Source organism: Prevotella sp. FD3004 (genome assembly GCF_000746155.1).
GTDB lineage: Bacteria > Bacteroidota > Bacteroidia > Bacteroidales > Bacteroidaceae > Prevotella.
In genome coordinates this window covers 545,271-561,845 of the sequence record NZ_KN050819.1, presented here as the reverse complement: position 1 = coordinate 561,845, position 16,575 = coordinate 545,271, and the positions used below count along the sequence as shown (strand labels likewise).

Below are 16,575 nucleotides of genomic sequence, written 5' to 3'. Positions count from 1 at the left end.
TTCGCTTGGCAGGTCCCTTTTTTATTTTTATGCCTATACGAGCATATAGATAATAGCATAATAAACAGATAAATCGTAATTTATAAAAGAAAGGAATATTAAATGAGACAGTATGTTGTAGATGCTTTCACAGACTCTGTGTTTCACGGCAATCAAGCAGCCGTTTGTGTTATGGAGAAGTGGCCAAGCGAGGAAATGATGATGAACATCACTCGTGAGAACAATTTCTCTGAGACCGCATTTACGGTCAAAGAGGGTGAAAAGTGGCATTTGCGTTGGTTCACACCTGGGGGTGAGATTGATCTTTGTGGACATGCCACATTGGGAACAGCTTTCGTCTTGCTCAATTATTATGAAAAGGATGCAGATCAGGTTGTATTTACCACTTTAAGCGGCGAATTAATCGTGACACGCAAGGGTAACTTATATGAGATGGAGTTTCCTGCCTATGAATTGAGGCCGACAACCGTAACGACTGCCATGGAGGATGCTTTGGGAGTTTCTGTCAGAGAGGCTTATATTGCCCGTGACTTGCTATGTGTACTGGATGATGAGCAGGCTGTTTTGAGTCTGAATCCTGATTTGGAGAAAATTAAACAGATAGATGGTCTGCTAGTTCATGTTACGGCCAAAGGAGAGAAGGAAGATTGCGTTTCACGTAGTTTCGGTCCGAAGCTTAACATTCCTGAAGACCCTGTTTGCGGTTCCGGCCACTGCCACATCATCCCCTATTGGGTAGACACGTTAGGAAAAGAGGAGTTGGTGGCCTTCCAGGCATCAAAACGTGGTGGAATACTTTATTGCAGGAAAGAAGGCAACAAGATATTTCTTGCAGGCAATGCTGTTTTATATTCTGTTGATGAATTGTATGTAGATGAGGATTAATTGAGTAAAAACGCGCAGAATGTGTCGGATCTCAGGTTTTATGTGATGACTCCATCACGAGAGACGAGGAGAGATCATTTCCTCTATCTCATCGCGATGTTCGAAAAGTGTGCAGCCGCCTGTATGCTCCCATCCGAGTGTACGTGCTGCACGAATCTTCCGGAAGAGTGGCGATTGTAGGGCTTGTCGTATGCCCATCTCGGCCACATTACTATCACTGAAAGGAGAGAACGGACATGGCTCTGCGCTACCATCTGGCCCGATATGGAAGAAACCGCGACCTGAGGCCAGACAGCCTCCAAGAGCTTTTTCGTCGCCAGGGAACGATAGGAAGATGATGTCTTCGTACTCCTCACGGCGGGCTTCAAGCACCTGTTCCATCTCAGCCACATGTTCATCGCTGAATGCCAGATGCTCAGTTCCAGCTTCGGTTGGTACGTATTCAATGTAGAACACGATCTTGCAGCCGTATGAGCGTAGCTGGTCGATAAACTCGGACGAGGTTACCATCTTATAGTTCTCTGTGGTTACCGTGATGCTTGTGCCAAAGAACAGATCTTCCTGTTTCAGCTGTTCCATCGACTGCATGGCACGTTTAAACACACCCTGTCCGCGTCGTTCGTCGGTTCCCATAGCTGTTCCCTCAATACTGATGATGGGCACCATGTTCAGATGCTTGCTAAGGAATTCAATATATGAGGGGCCTATGAGGGTGCCATTGGTGAAAATAGGGAAGATCATATCCTTCACCTTGGCCACAGCCTCCAGAATATCCTTACGCATCATAGGTTCACCACCCGCCAATAGCGAGAAGTTGATGCCCATATCGGCAGCTTCGGTGAAAATTTGCTGCCATTGTTGGGGTGTCATTGTTGCCTTGCGTTCGGTCTCTTGGTCGTTAGCTATACCATTACTGCGGGCATAACAGCCTTTGCAATGCAGATTGCAGGTTGTTGAGATACTGCTAATGAGGAAAGGGGGGACATCTATGCCCTCCTTTTCCTGTACTTTCTTGCGTCTTTTTTCCGATTTGGCAAACAACTGTTGCATGCGGAATGCAAACTTTGCCTCGCGCGGATTCGACAAAACGTTCTTATAGGCCTTTGCCATGATGCGGCTGATGCTGCCGTTCATGTAGGTCGCCAAGTCAATTTTTACTTGTTCCATTCTAATGATTTGTGTCTTCCCTTTTGAATTTCATCCAATTTCTCACCCGATTATATCCTTCGACTCCAAGAATGGTTAGTCCCCCATATTGGCATGTCTTCGCCATTCCAAAAAGAACTGTCCAAAGGATGCCTTTTGCTGCAGCACTGATAGGAAGCAGCATCTGGGCGAAGGACAGGATATAGAAGGGGATGCAGCACAATAGGACGATGACGCCTGTCTTGAACGAAAGGGATTGCAGCCACTGTTTTATTCTCTTCATGCCCACTCGAAATTCTCTTTACCTGCGCCCACTTCGAAATGATACTTTACGATACCCAGATCCAGCTGAGCATAGCCTATCATTGAGAATCCTTTCTTGGCAATCACCTGAGGGCGACCGTTCTTTCTTCCTGCTAATTCAAAGGAGAATTTCTGCTGGTTCACAGCAGTTGGCGCGAGCAGGGCGGCTTCTATGCCCTTCTTGAACCATGATGGAGTCACATCGCTGGCGTTGCTCACTTGCTCAACGGTCTTCACCTTATGGCCTTCCCCCTGCGTCTCTCCATAGCCGAGCGCGATATAGCAGGCAATCTTTTCTCCATCTTCGAGTACGTAGGTTCCAGGCACTTTTGAGTAGCTGAGTCCTACCCAGCAGGTGTTCAATCCTAATGTCTGGGCCAGCAGCACCAGTTGCTCGCCGTAGTAACCTACACGTTCGTTCAAGTCGTTCGACTTTTTTCCTGCCATAACAAAGTAATTGCACACTCCGCTAAACTTACCATATTTAGCCAGTTTCCCTTGGAATGCCTTGGGTTCGTTCAGGATTAGCTGTATATGCAAGTTGCCCAGTTTGTTGAGTTCTGCAATCTTCTCTCTCAGCACTTTGACTACTCCTTCTGTTAGTGGCTGTTCCTTGTAAGCCCTTACACTGTGACGGGCTTCGATAGCTTCTTGTATTGTCATAGTTATTTATTTTTTACAATCGTTATACATTTCTTGCAGTATTTCCAGCCACCTGTCGACCACAGGGCGAGGAATATGAGTACGGGCTGGAAGAAGAGTCGGATGAAACGAGCCTGATCGGTGTCGAGTCCGAAGGCATCGATGTGATTCACATACTGGTTGATGTTGCCAGGGAAGATGAGCACATAGAAGAGTGCGAGCAGCGCACCGACGAGTGCTTTCTTTTTCCAGAGGAATAACATACCCAGTCCGAGGCATATCTCTACTACGCCTGATGCGAGTACAACGAAATCGGTGAACCCATCGCTGAACTGTAGCCATGTGGGTACCTGAGCTACAAACTCCTGACGCGCGATGGTCAAATGGCTGAAACCTGCATAGGTCATAAAGAGACCTAATAGCAAGCGGAAACATAATTTTATATACTTCATTTCGTGTTGGTTTTATTTCTTTAATGTGTTAATAATCGAGTCGAGTTGCAGAGCCAGGTTTTGATAGTCATCGAGTTTCAGCGGACAGGCAGAGAGTTGTTCACCCATGCCGGCTGGAATCTTCGCATAAGCCTGTTCTTCCATCTCTTTGCCTTTCTTTGTCAGGCTGACAATCTGCTGGCGCTTGTCCTGTTCCCCTTTCTTGCGGCTGACGATTCCCTGTTTCTCCATACGCTGAAGCAACGGAGTGACAGTATTCGTTTCTAACAACAGCCGATGGGCGATGTCGTTTACAGGTTGATTATCCTTCTCCCAAAGCACCATCAGCACTAGATACTGCGGATAGGTGATACCCAGTTCCATCAGCATTGGTGTGTAGGCCTGCGTAATCAGTCGCGCTGCCGTATAGAGACGGAAGCAAATCTGATTGTCAAGTTGTAATTCTGCGTGCATAACTTTAAACTTTTAACTCTCAACTATGCCAGCATGGCCTCTACGTCCTTCTCAAAGTCCTTTGGATCGGTAGTAGGAGCATAGCGGTTGATGGTCTCACCATCACGAGAGATAAGGAACTTTGTGAAATTCCAAAGGATATCGCTATCCTTCTCCACACTCTTGCTAAGTTGTTTGAGCAAAGTATGTGTAGCCTTGGCCTTCAAACCATTATACTCTTCTGTAGGAGCCTGAGCCTTCAGATACTCGAAAATGGGTTCTGCTGCAGGACCATTCACGTCACCTTTCTTCATGATTTGGAACGTTACACCGTAGTTCAATTGGCAGAATTCTTCAATCTGTTCATCGTTGCCTGGATCCTGCTCTTTGAATTGGTTGCAGGGGAAGCCGATAATCACCAGACCTTTATCCTTATATTTCTGGTTCAACTCCTCCAGTCCTGCGAACTGGGGGGTAAAACCGCACTTGCTGGCTGTGTTCACAATCAGTAGCACCTTACCCTCGAACTGTGCAAAATCCAGTTCCTTACCTTTGCTCGTCTGAGCCTTATAATCATAAATCTTTGCCATACCTTACCTTTTATTAAATTATATTATTTATATCGTTTGCGATGCAAAGGTACGATTTTTGTTTTATATCGCAAGCGATTTATATTTATCTTTAAGCTTATTTAACAGTAAGTCGCGCGCGATACAATTGGTCTTGAATGTAAAGAAGATCAAGGTTCTCGTTAATTTAAAGTTCGAATGTAAAAGGCACCAGCCGCCATCATGGCAGTTGGATGCTCTTTGTTAGCGTCAGACCGTGAAACTTGAATCCTACAGTTCACTGGTTCATGATCCATGCAACTCGTGACTTCCAGTTGAAAGGAAAATGAAATGAGAAGGGATTAAATAGTTTTATCTTCAGTGAAAAGAGAAATCTTAGCGGGGGGATTTGTAGGAGAAGGGCAATAGTAGGAAGGAAGTTACGAGTTTTGGGATATAGTTTTTCACGACGATAGACTGGATGATATGTATGATGAGATGGATGGAGAAAGCCATGAAGATTGCCAACCATATCTCTGTGGCATACGCCATATTTCCAACTACATATAACGTTTCTCTAAGTAATCTAATAGTTCAAAGGTTCCTGCATCCTCCTCGACATTGAGGTTTGGTACTTTCTCCACCATTCTTATTGTGCCACTTGTTTTATTGACATAGAAATGCACAAAGGAACCAGTATAGCTGCGGAATACAACTTGATATGTAGAGTCCGTCTCTTCGCCCATTTGTACATACATGATATCGGGGTTGTCTTTTGCTACACTCCAGTCATATTCTTTATGACAATAGTTGTTTACGCCCTCGTAAGCCATTTTTTCTGTAATGGTTCTTAGCGTATCTTCTGTTCGTACGTCGGAGGACTGTGTGTCATTCACCTTGTTACTATTGCATGAACATAAAAACAAGGCTATGAATATGAATGTAAAGGCATAATACTTCATCTTATATCACAAAACTTATTTATTTCATCGCAAAGATACACAAATCTCCATGTTTATTTGTATTTTTGTACCCAAGATTAGAATACTTTAAGAAAAATGAAGCATTTCGAGTTGAACCTGCGAGATCTTGGTGGAATACCTTTACAAGATGGTAAGGGCAAAACTCCTCATGGCTTGTATATACGTTGCGGCAAGTTAAGTGTGCTTACTCCAAAAGAATGTGAAGTTCTGTGTCAGAAGTATCACATCGAATATGTCATTGACCTTCGTACACCTATTGAGGCCCAGGAATTCCCTGATCCGCTGCCTGACACTGTTGAATACGAACTGATTTCCCTGCTGAAAGATCCATCCATTGGAATCACTCATGAGATAGGTTCGGATCCTATGGCCATCATCCGAAGTCTGCGTAAACAGCCTGAGAAGCTGAAGCAGATGGTGCCAGATTTTACATCTCTATATGAGCAGATTGTTACTGACGAGTTCAGCCGTAGGCAACTTGACTTGGTGGTGGAACATCTTAGAAAGAATGCAGCAGATGGGAAATGTACGTTGTTTCATTGTACGGCTGGTAAGGACAGAACTGGTCTCGTAAGTATGGCTTTGTTGAAGTCGTATGGTGTAAGCGACAAAGAGATAATCCGCGACTATATGCGAACCAACCGAAATGCTTTCTGGCCGACAATTAAGAAGTGCATAGTTGTTGCTATTCTTACTAAAAACTGCGATTTGGTTAAAACAGCCTACAATTCCTTTTTGGCCGACCACAAGTTGATAAAAACAGCAATAAAACACTATATGTAAAAATGGTACAGCAAATTGAAATAACTCTGAATCCTAAGCGTCGTGGATTTCATTTGGTTACGAGCGAGATAGTGAGCCAGTTACCGAAGCTGCCGAAGACGGGCATTGTGAACATTTTCACAAAGCATACAAGTTGCGGACTAAGCATTAACGAGAATTGTGATCCTGATGTTCGTGTAGATATGGAAACAATATTCAATCGCTTGGTCCCTGAAAATCGTCCTGAGTACGAGCATACTCTAGAGGGTGCCGATGATATGCCCGCTCACGCCAAATCAACGCTGAGCGGTGTCAGTATTACTATCCCTATCACCGATAGCCGGCTGAATCTTGGCATATGGCAAGGCATATACTTATGTGAGTACAGAAACTTTGGAGGTTCTAGAGAGTTGGTTGTAACAATTATGGGGGAGTAATATGACTTTACGTGAACTTATTCTTTTTGTTGACCTTATGTCCAAAACTCTTTCTCGCCTGTCTGTTCCATCTTGCCTTGACATTTTGGGCAGGTGTGTTTATCCCATATCTTGATATTATCACTGCCACATTGCAAACACAGACGGCCTACCTCGCTTCTGTAGGAAGGTGCCACGTCGGCAATGATTCCACCCACCACAATATTCTGGATAGTCTGACAGTCTGGGCACAACACGGCTGTAATTTCCTGACGAAAGAGACCACGCCCCTCGTACACATCGGCTTCGTAGCCGCATTGCTTACAGCGATATTTCAGTTTCCAAGCCATTAGTTATTGTTCGTTCCCCATTTGACTTCGTCTTCGTCCTTTACGACTTGGCCATTCATGCAAGCATGATGGCTCTCGCTGCTCTGTCCAGTCATCTCCTCACCTTGTTTGTCATACTGCTTACGCTTGCCGACAGGAGGCTCTGTCAAGGTTATGCGAACCACTACAGTCCGTTCAAGGCTACGGATAATGGCATCATCAAAAGCGTCCATGTGGTGAGGAAGGAATCGCAGACAGATAGCTTTTAGACCAGCAATCTTCTCTTCGCGATCTGTCACAATCTCTGCCATACCAATGGCTGTTGCCGAACTATACTGTAACGTAAAACTCCCGTCTTTAGGACCAACCGTAGGCGTACATTTGGTAACAGCCGACAGGAATACCGTTGGATTATGTGCTATGCAGTCCAGCTTATCCCCTTCCGAAGCACAATGGAAATAGAACGTTCTCTCATCGGTACGTGCCAATGATAGGGGTAATCCGTATGGAGTCCCGTCTGCTCTAGTCATGCTGATTGTCACATATGGAGCCTTATCCAAAACCTCCAATGCGAAAGTTGCATCCATTTGACGACTCGCCTTCCTCATTCGCCTCTCGGTAAAGCTTGAGCAAGTTTGGCTCTGCTCTCGCTGCTCATTCGGTTCTCTGCTTGCTTTTCTCATAATTAACTCATTATTGTTGTTCCACATCTAAAAGAGTGTAGTTGTTCGCCCATCACGTCTTTCATCACACCAAATATTATGTCGCTAGTGCAATGGCTGGTGTAGAATAGTGTATTAGGGTAATTGACTTTTAGCTTTTGACCCAAAGCTTTTATTTCTTCCTCCGTCTCTTGTCCGTCAAGCAAGTGGAAACCACCGACAACGGTACTTACTGGCCAAGGGCAAGCAGCCAGAATGTTCTCCAATCCACTATGAGCACAGCCAGTAAATAGCAGACCATCGATATACAGAACTAACTCATGACGGAAATCGTCGTGGATATAATTTCCGTCGGTATCCTGCACATAGAGATTCCGATTTCCTTTGGGCATCGGATGAATTTGAGGAATATGGGCAATCACGCAGATGCCAGCTTCTACCTCACAGGTATGCTCTATTGAGATAAGTCTTTTATCATCAATCTCAGGCCATTCCGTCGTAATATTATGAAAGTTCCCTCGTTTAGATAAGAACTTACCATTCATTGCATCAGGTGAGACAATAACCTTAGCCTGTCGATTACATTCAAGCAAATATCGTAAACCTCCTGCATGGTCACAATGTCCGTGAGAAATGAAAACATAGTCCACATCGTTAAGATCTACGCCCAACAGCTCTGTGTTTCGGATAAACACGTTGCTTGCTCCAGTATCAAGCAGGATATTATGTTGCTCCGTTTGAAGAAAGATGGATAACCCATGCTCTGTAAAGAGAGAGTTATCATTACTTCTATTATCTGATAATACAGTCCATCTCATATTGTTATTTCTATTTGGATTCCCTCTGGTCCAAGGATACAACTCTCGTAATAACCGTCCCCAGTGGTACGTGGACCGCTTATTACCTGATAACCAGCGTCGCGTAGCTCGATGGTCTTTGCATCTACAGTTTCCTTATTGCCTAAAGCAAACGAGATATGGATGAATCCGATGTTGGGCTTCGATGGGTCTGCATTGATAGTGTTTGGTTGCTGCATCAGTTCCAGTCGTGCATCACCATTAGGAAACGTGAGAATGTACGTCCGTAGTCCAGTGCGAGGATTATGATACTGCTCGTTACTTACTGCTTTGAAGTAGTCGAGGAAGAATTGTCGCATCTGTTCAAGATTTTTACAGAATAACGCTATGTGCTCGATTCTCATACCTCACTTTATATCTAAATATTCATTCTTCCACCTCGCAATGCAGGAATCCCATTTCCTTAGCCTTTTCTTCGTTCATTAGGAAGTAAATGGCTTCGCCCTCGTTGCAGAGTTCACCCTTCGAATTGGTTATCTCTGCACTGATATGGGCAAGGTTCCGTACTAGTTTCGTGACTTTGGCTCTGATTGTCAGCTCTGGCTCCGTTGTAGGAACAGCCTTGCGGAACTTCACGTTCAGTTGAATGGTATAGCCACTGGTCTGTAGCTTGCGGGTGACCACCCAGCCGCACACTTCATCTATCAGTGTACTCAGAATACCGCCGTGCATTGTATTCACCCAGCCCTGATAGTGGGTACTGGGATGCCAGGTGCTTATGATATAATCGCCATCCTCGTAGAACTCCATGTGCAGTCCTATTGGGTTCTCTGGGCAACAGCCAAAACAGTCATATTCAGGATGATTGCGCCAAGGGTTAATGAGTTTTTTCATACGTTATCTATTACTTGATTTAATTCTTCTATACTATCAATGATATAGTCGGCTCCAGCCTCTTGAAGTTCTTTTCTGCTACCATTGCCCCATGTTACGCCACAGGTCTTGGTGCCGGCATTGGCTCCCATCAGAATGTCTACTGCCATGTCACCCACGACAATTGCCTCAATGGTGTCAAAATGCAAGTCTGCTAACGTTTTTAATACGGGCTCTGGTTTGGGCTTTGCCTCTTTCACATCATCTGCGCCAATTAGATAAGAGATGTAGTCAGCAATACCCATGTCACGAGTGAGTTCTGTAAGAGAATTGTGCGAACGTGATGATGCTATTGTGAGCGTATATCCCTTATGATGTAGGGTTGATAAGGTTTCAACTACACTTGGGAAGGCCGTAGGCTTGATTCGTTTCAGATTGTCATTGAAAATCCGCCTATAAGTCTCTTCAAAACGAGGGACGAGTTCTTCTTGAATATCGGGGAATAAGGTTCTGATGCATTCTGCCAATGGTAATCCTATGGTAGATGCACATTCAGCCTCACTACGTCCTGGCAATCCAATCTCCTTGATGGTCATGCGCATGGTCGTTGTGATATTCCGACGTGTATCACCCAGCGTCCCGTCAAAGTCGAATATTATCAGTTTTATGCTCATTATCACAATTTTATTTGCAAAGGTACGTATTTTTATTTGTTCTTTAAATCTTATTAAAATGGACTGCAAAGATACATGATTCTAATCTAATTTTACTATTTTTGCACCATAGATTAACAATAGTTTTGGAAAATGATAGAAGTTGGATTGAAACATACAAGTGAACTGATGGTAACAGATGCTGTTACCGCTATTCATATGGGGTCTGGCGATATGCCTGTACTGGCTACTCCAGCTATGATGGCATTGATGGAAAATGCAGCCATGCTCGCCGTTGCTGATGAACTGCCTGAAGGCTGTACTACCGTTGGTGGATATATCGCATCGTCGCATCTGAAACCCTCGAAGGTAGGTGATAGAGTTACGGCTACAGCTGAAGTTGTGAAGGTTGACGGTAAGAAGATTGAGTATAAAGTGTCAGCGTATTCTGGTGACGTCTTGATAGGAGAGGGGAGTCACTTGAGATTTATTGTAGATAGAGATCGTTTTATTTCAAAACTTGGCTAGGTAATCATAAAATGAGTAGTACAGATAATAATTTAAAATGGGTGGCCTGTTGGGGAAATGCCACTTCAATAACAAACCGCCAAGAGGCTGTATATGCTAAGAATATAACATTGCGTTATCCCATTAGGATGTGTTTTAGTGGCAGCGCATTGCGTTTCCGTTTCTCTAATCTTACAGGTACCGAATCTGTAACATTGGCTAAGGTGTTTATTGGTCATACTCCAATTACTTTTGGTGGCGAGACTCGCGTGACTCTTTTGCCTGGTAAGGAAACAGAGAGCGATGCCATCGACTATGCAGTTAACCGTGGTGATACGATAGACGTAAGTTTCTATCTTGATGATTATGCACAGATGAACAGTGGAACGCTTGTTACTGGTCCGTTATCCAAGGGCTTCTATGCTTATGGTGATTATGCTGAAGCTGATGAGTTGCCCCTCGACCTGACACGTCATACTAATTGGTTCTACTTCTTGAATACTATTGATGTGCTGACATCGGCAGAGAATCATGCTGTAGTTTGCTATGGCGATTCTATCACGGCTCAGTCGTGGCCCGACTACATGGCACAGCTTGCATTTGGTTCCAATGTCTCAATTATCCGCCGTGCCGTTAGTGGAACACGTATCCTCCGGCAGTACGACTGTATTACCTATCAGGCCTATGGATTGAAGGGGGCCACGCGTTTCCCAATTGAAATGAATGTGGCAGGAGCAACCGATGTCATTATCCAGCATGGCATTAACGATATTATTCACCCTGTGGGCGAAGATGTAAACCCTTTCCGTCCGTGGAGTGACCTGCCAACAGTTGAGGAGATGGAACGTGGTGTAGAAGATATCTATGTAAAACCCGCAAAAGCGATGGGACTGAAGGTATGGAGTGGTACCTTACTGCCTATCTATGGATGGCGTACATATAATGAAAAGCGTGACGCTATGCGACACGCTTTCAATGAGTGGCTACGAACGTCTCCAATCTTCGACGGCTGTATTGATTTTGATGCTGCCGTTCGCTGCACAACCAATCCAAAGGCCTTTGCCGATGGCTTTGATAGTGGTGATCATCTACATCCTAGCGAACGTGCTTATGAGGCTATGGCACAGGTCGCAGCCCACAAACTGATTCGACACATCCCATCAAGATACGATCACGAAGAGTTGTATTAATATTGACGGAGAGCGGCTATAAGTTCGCTGTTTTCGGTCTTTGTTCCGATAGTGACACGGAGGCAGTTCTGACAGAGTTGCACACGATGGCGATTGCGAACAATGATACCCTTGTCTACCAGATAGTTGTATATCTTTGTCGCATCAGTCATCCTAGCTAAGAAGAAATTGGCTTCGGTGGGATATACTTTTTCGCAGATGGGTAGCAGCGCAAAAGCATCCATCATGCGGGTGCGTTCTTGCAGCAAGATCTTTACCCAGTTATCGACCTCGTAGGGATCTTTCAGTGCTTCGAGAGCCTGCTGCTGAGTAAGCTGATTGACGTTATAAGGGTACTTTACCTTATTAAATATAGAGATGATCTCTTTAGATGCGAACGCCATTCCCAAACGGATTGCAGCACATCCCCATGCTTTCGACATGGTGTTGAGAACGATGAGATTTGGATATTTGCCTAACTCAGCGCGTAAGGGCTTTTGAGTAGAGAAATCGCTGTAAGCCTCGTCAACGATGACAATGCCTTCGAAACCTTCAATGACCTTGATAACCTCATCGCGATTCAAACAATTACCTGTGGGATTGTTGGGTGTGCAGAGCCAGATAATTTTAGTGTTCGCATCGGTAGCAGCCAGTAAGGCATTGGCTGTGGTCTGGTAATGTTCATCGAGCATTACAGTACGATATTCTGTGTCGTTGATGTCGGCACAGACCTTATACATACCATAGGTGGGCTCGATAGCTACAACGTTGTCTATCCCAGGCTGACAGAAACAGCGGTAGGGTAGGTCGATAGCCTCGTCGCTACCATTGCCGAGAAAGATGTTCTCAGCAGGAACACCCTTAACCTTAGAGAGCGCAGCTTTTAGTTCAAGCTGCAACGGGTCGGGGTAACGGTTGAATGGCTGATTATATGGATTCTCATTTGCATCAAGAAACACACGTGCCTCGCGGCCTGCGTACTCGTTGCGAGCAGAGCTATATGGAGCCAAAGACCATATGTTCTTTCGAGTAAGTTCTTCTAACGGTTTCATTTTAAACTGTTTATTCTAACTGTCATGGCATTCTTGTGGGCATCGAGTTGTTCGGCTTCCGCCATCAATTCTACAGCGTGGCCGATGCTGTGTATGCCATCAGCAGTAAGATGCTGAAATGTTACTTTTCGGCAGTAGCTGTCGAGATTGACACCACTATAGGTCGTTGCATAACCATGAGTCGGCAATGTGTGATTAGTGCCACTAGCATAGTCACCTGCGCTTTCGCAGGCGTATTCACCGAGAAATACGCTACCGGCATTGATGACCTTGCGCGCCAACTTGTCGTAATCCTTAGTCTGAATGATAAGGTGCTCAGGTGCATAGGCATTAGAAAGGTCGATGGCCTCTTGTTTATTGTGAACAAGCACCAAGCGACTGTTCTCAAGAGCTTTCTGAGCAATCTCCTTGCGAGGCAGTAAATCGAGTTGGCGATTCACCTCGGCCTGAACATCAAGGATGACCTGTTCTGAAGTCGTAATCAGGAAAACCTGTGAGTCAATACCATGCTCAGCTTGTGACAGCAGATCAGCAGCTATGAATTCGATGTTAGCATGCTCGTCGGCAATGACACAGACTTCGGAAGGACCTGCGGGCATGTCGATAGCCACATCGTGGAGGCTCACCTGCTGCTTGGCAGCCATGACATATTGGTTACCTGGACCGAAGATTTTATAAACCTTAGGTACACTCTCTGTACCATAGGCCATGGCGCCGATAGCCTGAACACCACCTGCTTTGAATATCTTGCTGACGCCAGCGATACGAGCAGCTACAAGAATAGCAGGATTGACCCTACCATCGCGTCCTGGCGGAGTGCACAGCACAATCTCCTGACAACCTGCAATTTTGGCAGGGGTAGCAAGCATTAGCACGGTAGAGAAGAGAGGAGCAGTACCTCCTGGGATGTAGAGACCTACCTTTTCGATGGCGATGCTCTTCTGCCAACAAGTGACGCCAGGCTGAGTCTCAACCTTCTTGCCTTTGAACTGTTGTGACTCGTGGAAAGCGTGGATGTTGTAGTGAGCTACCTGGATAGCGGCTTTCAGTTCGGCACCTACCAGCTTCTCAGCCTCGTCCATCTCTTCGGGTGTTACCTCAAGCGATGCAAGATCTACGTGGTCGAATTTCAGCTCATAGCCTTTTACTGCATCGTCACCACGCTTTTTGACATCGGCCAGTACTGAGGCCACAGTCTCGTTGAGTTGTGAAACGTCCAGATGGGGACGCTCCACAAGTGTGCTCCACTCACTTCTTTCAGGATACCGGATAATATTCATCTTATACCTTATTTATATTAAAGGATCATTTTCTCGATTGGTGTAACGAGGATGCCTTGAGCTCCCATCTCCTTGAGCTTTCCGATAATGTCCCAGAATTGCTTCTGGTTGAGCACGGTGTGAACAGAGCACCACTCTTCGTCAGCCAGAGGAATAATGGTTGGACTCTTCAAACCAGGTAGCACGTCGATGATCTCCTGCAGGCGAGCCTTGGGAGCATTCATACGCACATATTTCTTATCTTCAGCATCTTTTACTGCCTTGAAGCGGAAAAGCATCTGTTCAAGAATGAGACGTTTCTCCTCTGAGAGCTGTTTGTTGCCGATGAGCAGTGCCTCACTCCACATCACCACCTCAACCTCGCGGAGGTTATTGCTGACGAGGGTAGAGCCGCTGCTGACGATATCGAAGATACCATCGGCCAAGCCTATACCAGGGCTGATCTCTACAGAACCTGTGATGACATGAATCTCGGCTTTAATACCTTTCTCATCAAGGAACTTCTTTAGAATGCCAGGATAGGAGGTGGCAATCTTCTTACCATTAAACCACTCGACACCCTTGTAGTCAATCTCCTTGGGAATGGCCAAAGACAAACGGCACTTAGAGAAACCGAGACGGGAGATGATATCGGCATCTTCACCGCGCTCTACGAACTCGTTCTCACCAACCACACCGATGTCAGCCACGCCGCTGGCTACACTCTGGGGGATATCATCATCGCGAAGGTAAAGAACCTCCAGCGGGAAATTGGACGACTGGACCAACAGGGTACGCTTCGATGCACTGACCTTGATATCAGCCTCGGCTAACAGATTCATCGTGTCATCGAAAAGACGTCCTTTAGATTGTACTGCAATTCTTAACATATACTCACGTTAAAGTCTATAATTCGGGTGCAAAATTACAAAAAAATCTCTAATCAGCGCAATCTGTGGGCTTAAATTCGTATCTTTGCACTCGATTTTGATTTAGATATCAAGAAATTGAGCCAAGATTGGTATAAATATTCAGTATTTGTAGTGGCTTTGCTATTACTTGTCTCGTGTTTTGAGAAAAAGCAAGAGCCGATTATTGCGCCATGGGGAGCCGTGACGGATACTACGGCTGTAGATGATGACTTCGATCTGCACGATATTCAGACTAGTGGTGAACTGATTATGGCTACCGTCAGTGGACCAGAGACTTACTATGATTATCATGGGCGTCAACTCGGCACTCAGTATCTGTTGTGTCAGCGTTTTGCTGACTCGTTGGGGGTACATCTTAGGGTGGATGTGTGTCGAGATAGTTTGGAGCTGGTTCAAAAACTTGACTCTAGTGAGGTCGATCTCGTGGCGTGGCCTACACCTGGAAACATTGTGGCCGACAGGGAAAAACCTGATTTGGTGGCTGAGTTACAAGCGTGGTATCGCCCAGAACTGATAGATATGGTAAAGAAGGAGGAGGCAGCACTGTTGACTGTTAAGAAGGTACGTCGCCGCATATTCTCACCGATGCTTGACGCCAAAGGAGGTATCATCTCGCATTATGATCAGTATTTCATGACCTATAGTCGCGATATACGTTGGGATTGGCGCTTGATGGCGGCACAATGTTATCAGGAATCGACATTCGACCCCAAGGCTGTATCGTTTGTGGGGGCAAAAGGATTAATGCAGATTATGCCTGGTACGGCCGACCATCTGGGAGTTCCTCGTAGCAAGCTATACGAGCCTGAGGCTAATATTGCCGCAGCGGCTAAATACATTAAGCAGTTACAAAATACATTTGCCGATATTCACGACCATTACGAGCGTACCAATTTCGTGCTTGCCAGTTATAATGGTGGAGCGCACCACATACGCGATGCTATGAACTTAGCCAAGCGTGACGGTAAGAATCCACACCGCTGGAGCGATGTGTCGCCATATGTATTGAAATTGGCAATACCGCAGTACTACAACGATCCTATTGTTAAGTATGGATATATGCGCGGATCAGAAACTGTTGACTATGTTCAGCGCATACGTCAGCGCCACGCAGGCTATCAGGGTGTGAAAACTCCTCACTTGGGTTTCCATGGTGTTGGCAAACCCCGCAAAGCCGAGCGGCGAAAAAGCAAATACGATATAAAGGATTGAATTAGGCACGGATCAACACGGCTTAAAAAGATTAAAGACACGGCTTTCCTTTCGTAAAGAGCCGTGTCCTTATAATAATAAGGCTGTGTTAATCCGTGCCTAAGATAATTACTTCTGTACGGGGATTTTATCCACGCGCTTCTGATGGCGACCACCTTCAAAACTTGCGGTGAAGAATTCGTCCATAATTTTGCGAGCCATGTTATTGTCAATAAAACGACCAGGCATGACAAGCACGTTAGCATCGTTATGCTGGCGGATGAGGTGTGCAATCTCTGGAATCCAGCACAAACCAGCGCGTACTTGCTGGTGCTTATTCAGTGTGATCGAGATTCCCTCGCCACTGCCACAGATGGCAATACCAGGATAAACCTCACCACTCTCAATGCCCTCGGCCAAAGCATGACCGAAGTCAGGATAGTCAACACTGGCGTCGCTCCATGTACCATAGTCCTTAACGGGGTAACCCTTCTCCTCCAGGTACTGGAGTACAAATTGTTTTAAAGCGAAGCCTGCGTGATCGCAAGCTACTCCAACTGTTTTAACTTCCATAGTAGTAAA

At 45.4% G+C, this 16,575-nt stretch carries 24 protein-coding genes; 6 read left to right on the top strand and 18 right to left on the bottom strand.

What is annotated here, in order from left to right; translation table 11 throughout:
* Nucleotides 1-102 precede the first annotated feature (102 nt).
* Nucleotides 103-885 carry a PhzF family phenazine biosynthesis protein gene (locus tag T325_RS09420; protein ID WP_036912859.1) on the top strand — a complete coding sequence of 261 codons (783 nt, stop codon included), beginning with the start codon at nucleotides 103-105 and terminating at the stop codon, nucleotides 883-885.
* Between the two features lie 54 nt (nucleotides 886-939).
* Here the strand turns inward: T325_RS09420 and T325_RS09415 are convergent, their stop codons facing one another.
* The 8 genes from T325_RS09415 to T325_RS09385 form a co-directional block, all read right to left on the bottom strand.
* On the bottom strand, nucleotides 940-2,052 hold the full coding sequence (locus T325_RS09415; RefSeq protein ID WP_036912856.1) for a radical SAM/SPASM domain-containing protein: 1,113 nt from the start codon (nucleotides 2,050-2,052) through the stop codon (nucleotides 940-942).
* Between the two features lies 1 nt (nucleotide 2,053).
* Nucleotides 2,054-2,314, bottom strand: coding sequence for a hypothetical protein (locus T325_RS09410; protein WP_036912853.1), 261 nt, complete (start codon nucleotides 2,312-2,314; stop codon nucleotides 2,054-2,056).
* Nucleotides 2,311-2,997 (bottom strand): nitroreductase family protein, encoded by a 687-nt coding sequence (locus T325_RS09405; RefSeq protein WP_036912851.1) that lies wholly within the window; start codon nucleotides 2,995-2,997, stop codon nucleotides 2,311-2,313. The genes T325_RS09410 and T325_RS09405 overlap by 4 nt, the downstream gene beginning before the upstream one ends.
* Before the next feature lie 2 nt (nucleotides 2,998-2,999).
* The gene (locus T325_RS09400) at nucleotides 3,000-3,428 is read right to left on the bottom strand and encodes a DoxX family protein (RefSeq protein ID WP_036912848.1); all 429 of its coding nucleotides are present in this window, start codon (nucleotides 3,426-3,428) and stop codon (nucleotides 3,000-3,002) included.
* A gap of 12 nt (nucleotides 3,429-3,440) precedes the next feature.
* Nucleotides 3,441-3,881 carry a MarR family winged helix-turn-helix transcriptional regulator gene (locus T325_RS09395; RefSeq protein ID WP_036912846.1) on the bottom strand — a complete coding sequence of 147 codons (441 nt, stop codon included), beginning with the start codon at nucleotides 3,879-3,881 and terminating at the stop codon, nucleotides 3,441-3,443.
* Nucleotides 3,882-3,904: 23 nt separating this feature from the next.
* Nucleotides 3,905-4,450 carry a glutathione peroxidase gene (locus T325_RS09390; protein WP_036912843.1) on the bottom strand — a complete coding sequence of 182 codons (546 nt, stop codon included), beginning with the start codon at nucleotides 4,448-4,450 and terminating at the stop codon, nucleotides 3,905-3,907.
* A 354-nt stretch (nucleotides 4,451-4,804) separates the two neighbouring features.
* Nucleotides 4,805-4,960 (bottom strand): HXXEE domain-containing protein, encoded by a 156-nt coding sequence (locus tag T325_RS12610; protein ID WP_081911134.1) that lies wholly within the window; start codon nucleotides 4,958-4,960, stop codon nucleotides 4,805-4,807.
* Between the two features lie 8 nt (nucleotides 4,961-4,968).
* Entirely contained in the window at nucleotides 4,969-5,304 is a 336-nt protein-coding gene (locus tag T325_RS09385) for a hypothetical protein (protein ID WP_143058297.1), read from the bottom strand.
* 162 nt (nucleotides 5,305-5,466) lie between these two features.
* Between T325_RS09385 and T325_RS09380 the strand changes: the two genes are divergently transcribed.
* Nucleotides 5,467-6,174 (top strand): tyrosine-protein phosphatase, encoded by a 708-nt coding sequence (locus T325_RS09380; RefSeq protein WP_036912838.1) that lies wholly within the window; start codon nucleotides 5,467-5,469, stop codon nucleotides 6,172-6,174.
* Nucleotides 6,175-6,176: 2 nt separating this feature from the next.
* Nucleotides 6,177-6,590 carry a secondary thiamine-phosphate synthase enzyme YjbQ gene (locus tag T325_RS09375; protein ID WP_036912835.1) on the top strand — a complete coding sequence of 138 codons (414 nt, stop codon included), beginning with the start codon at nucleotides 6,177-6,179 and terminating at the stop codon, nucleotides 6,588-6,590.
* A 35-nt stretch (nucleotides 6,591-6,625) separates the two neighbouring features.
* Here T325_RS09375 and T325_RS09370 read toward each other — a convergent pair whose 3' ends face one another.
* From T325_RS09370 to T325_RS09345, 6 genes are all read right to left on the bottom strand, one after another.
* Entirely contained in the window at nucleotides 6,626-6,919 is a 294-nt protein-coding gene (locus tag T325_RS09370; protein ID WP_036912832.1) for a hypothetical protein, read from the bottom strand.
* The gene (locus tag T325_RS09365; protein ID WP_231622221.1) at nucleotides 6,919-7,485 is read right to left on the bottom strand and encodes a pyridoxamine 5'-phosphate oxidase family protein; all 567 of its coding nucleotides are present in this window, start codon (nucleotides 7,483-7,485) and stop codon (nucleotides 6,919-6,921) included. Before T325_RS09365 ends, T325_RS09370 begins: the two co-directional genes overlap by 1 nt.
* Before the next feature lie 98 nt (nucleotides 7,486-7,583).
* Nucleotides 7,584-8,378 (bottom strand): MBL fold metallo-hydrolase, encoded by a 795-nt coding sequence (locus T325_RS09360; RefSeq protein ID WP_036912829.1) that lies wholly within the window; start codon nucleotides 8,376-8,378, stop codon nucleotides 7,584-7,586.
* Complete coding sequence (locus T325_RS09355; RefSeq protein ID WP_036912826.1) at nucleotides 8,375-8,761, bottom strand: VOC family protein; 387 nt, start codon at nucleotides 8,759-8,761, stop codon at nucleotides 8,375-8,377. The genes T325_RS09360 and T325_RS09355 overlap by 4 nt, the downstream gene beginning before the upstream one ends.
* A 22-nt stretch (nucleotides 8,762-8,783) precedes the next feature.
* Nucleotides 8,784-9,251: a PaaI family thioesterase gene (locus tag T325_RS09350; RefSeq protein ID WP_036912825.1), complete on the bottom strand. Its 468-nt coding sequence runs from the start codon at nucleotides 9,249-9,251 to the stop codon at nucleotides 8,784-8,786.
* The gene (locus T325_RS09345) at nucleotides 9,248-9,904 is read right to left on the bottom strand and encodes an HAD family hydrolase (RefSeq protein WP_036912822.1); all 657 of its coding nucleotides are present in this window, start codon (nucleotides 9,902-9,904) and stop codon (nucleotides 9,248-9,250) included. The genes T325_RS09350 and T325_RS09345 overlap by 4 nt, the downstream gene beginning before the upstream one ends.
* 132 nt (nucleotides 9,905-10,036) lie before the next feature.
* On the opposite strand from T325_RS09345, the gene T325_RS09340 reads away from it, so the two are divergent.
* Together T325_RS09340 and T325_RS09335 are read left to right on the top strand one after the other, a co-directional pair.
* Nucleotides 10,037-10,411, top strand: coding sequence for a thioesterase family protein (locus tag T325_RS09340; RefSeq protein ID WP_036912819.1), 375 nt, complete (start codon nucleotides 10,037-10,039; stop codon nucleotides 10,409-10,411).
* Nucleotides 10,412-10,422: 11 nt separating this feature from the next.
* Entirely contained in the window at nucleotides 10,423-11,580 is a 1,158-nt protein-coding gene (locus tag T325_RS09335; protein WP_036912816.1) for a GDSL-type esterase/lipase family protein, read from the top strand.
* Here T325_RS09335 and hisC read toward each other — a convergent pair.
* From hisC to hisG, 3 genes are read right to left on the bottom strand one after another with little or no spacing between them, the layout of a single operon-like run.
* Nucleotides 11,577-12,611, bottom strand: coding sequence for a histidinol-phosphate transaminase (gene hisC / locus T325_RS09330; protein WP_036912813.1), 1,035 nt, complete (start codon nucleotides 12,609-12,611; stop codon nucleotides 11,577-11,579). The genes T325_RS09335 and hisC overlap by 4 nt on opposite strands.
* Nucleotides 12,608-13,891, bottom strand: a complete 1,284-nt coding sequence (gene hisD, locus T325_RS09325; protein ID WP_036912809.1) for a histidinol dehydrogenase — start codon at nucleotides 13,889-13,891, stop codon at nucleotides 12,608-12,610. Before hisD ends, hisC begins: the two co-directional genes overlap by 4 nt.
* A gap of 17 nt (nucleotides 13,892-13,908) precedes the next feature.
* Nucleotides 13,909-14,760 (bottom strand): ATP phosphoribosyltransferase, encoded by an 852-nt coding sequence (gene hisG, locus T325_RS09320; RefSeq protein ID WP_036912807.1) that lies wholly within the window; start codon nucleotides 14,758-14,760, stop codon nucleotides 13,909-13,911.
* A 153-nt stretch (nucleotides 14,761-14,913) separates the two neighbouring features.
* Between hisG and T325_RS09315 the strand changes: the two genes are divergently transcribed.
* Nucleotides 14,914-16,014: an MltF family protein gene (locus tag T325_RS09315; protein WP_231622219.1), complete on the top strand. Its 1,101-nt coding sequence runs from the start codon at nucleotides 14,914-14,916 to the stop codon at nucleotides 16,012-16,014.
* 108 nt (nucleotides 16,015-16,122) lie between these two features.
* Here T325_RS09315 and rpiB read toward each other — a convergent pair whose 3' ends face one another.
* Entirely contained in the window at nucleotides 16,123-16,566 is a 444-nt protein-coding gene (gene rpiB, locus T325_RS09310) for a ribose 5-phosphate isomerase B (protein WP_028907954.1), read from the bottom strand.
* Nucleotides 16,567-16,575 lie beyond the last annotated feature (9 nt).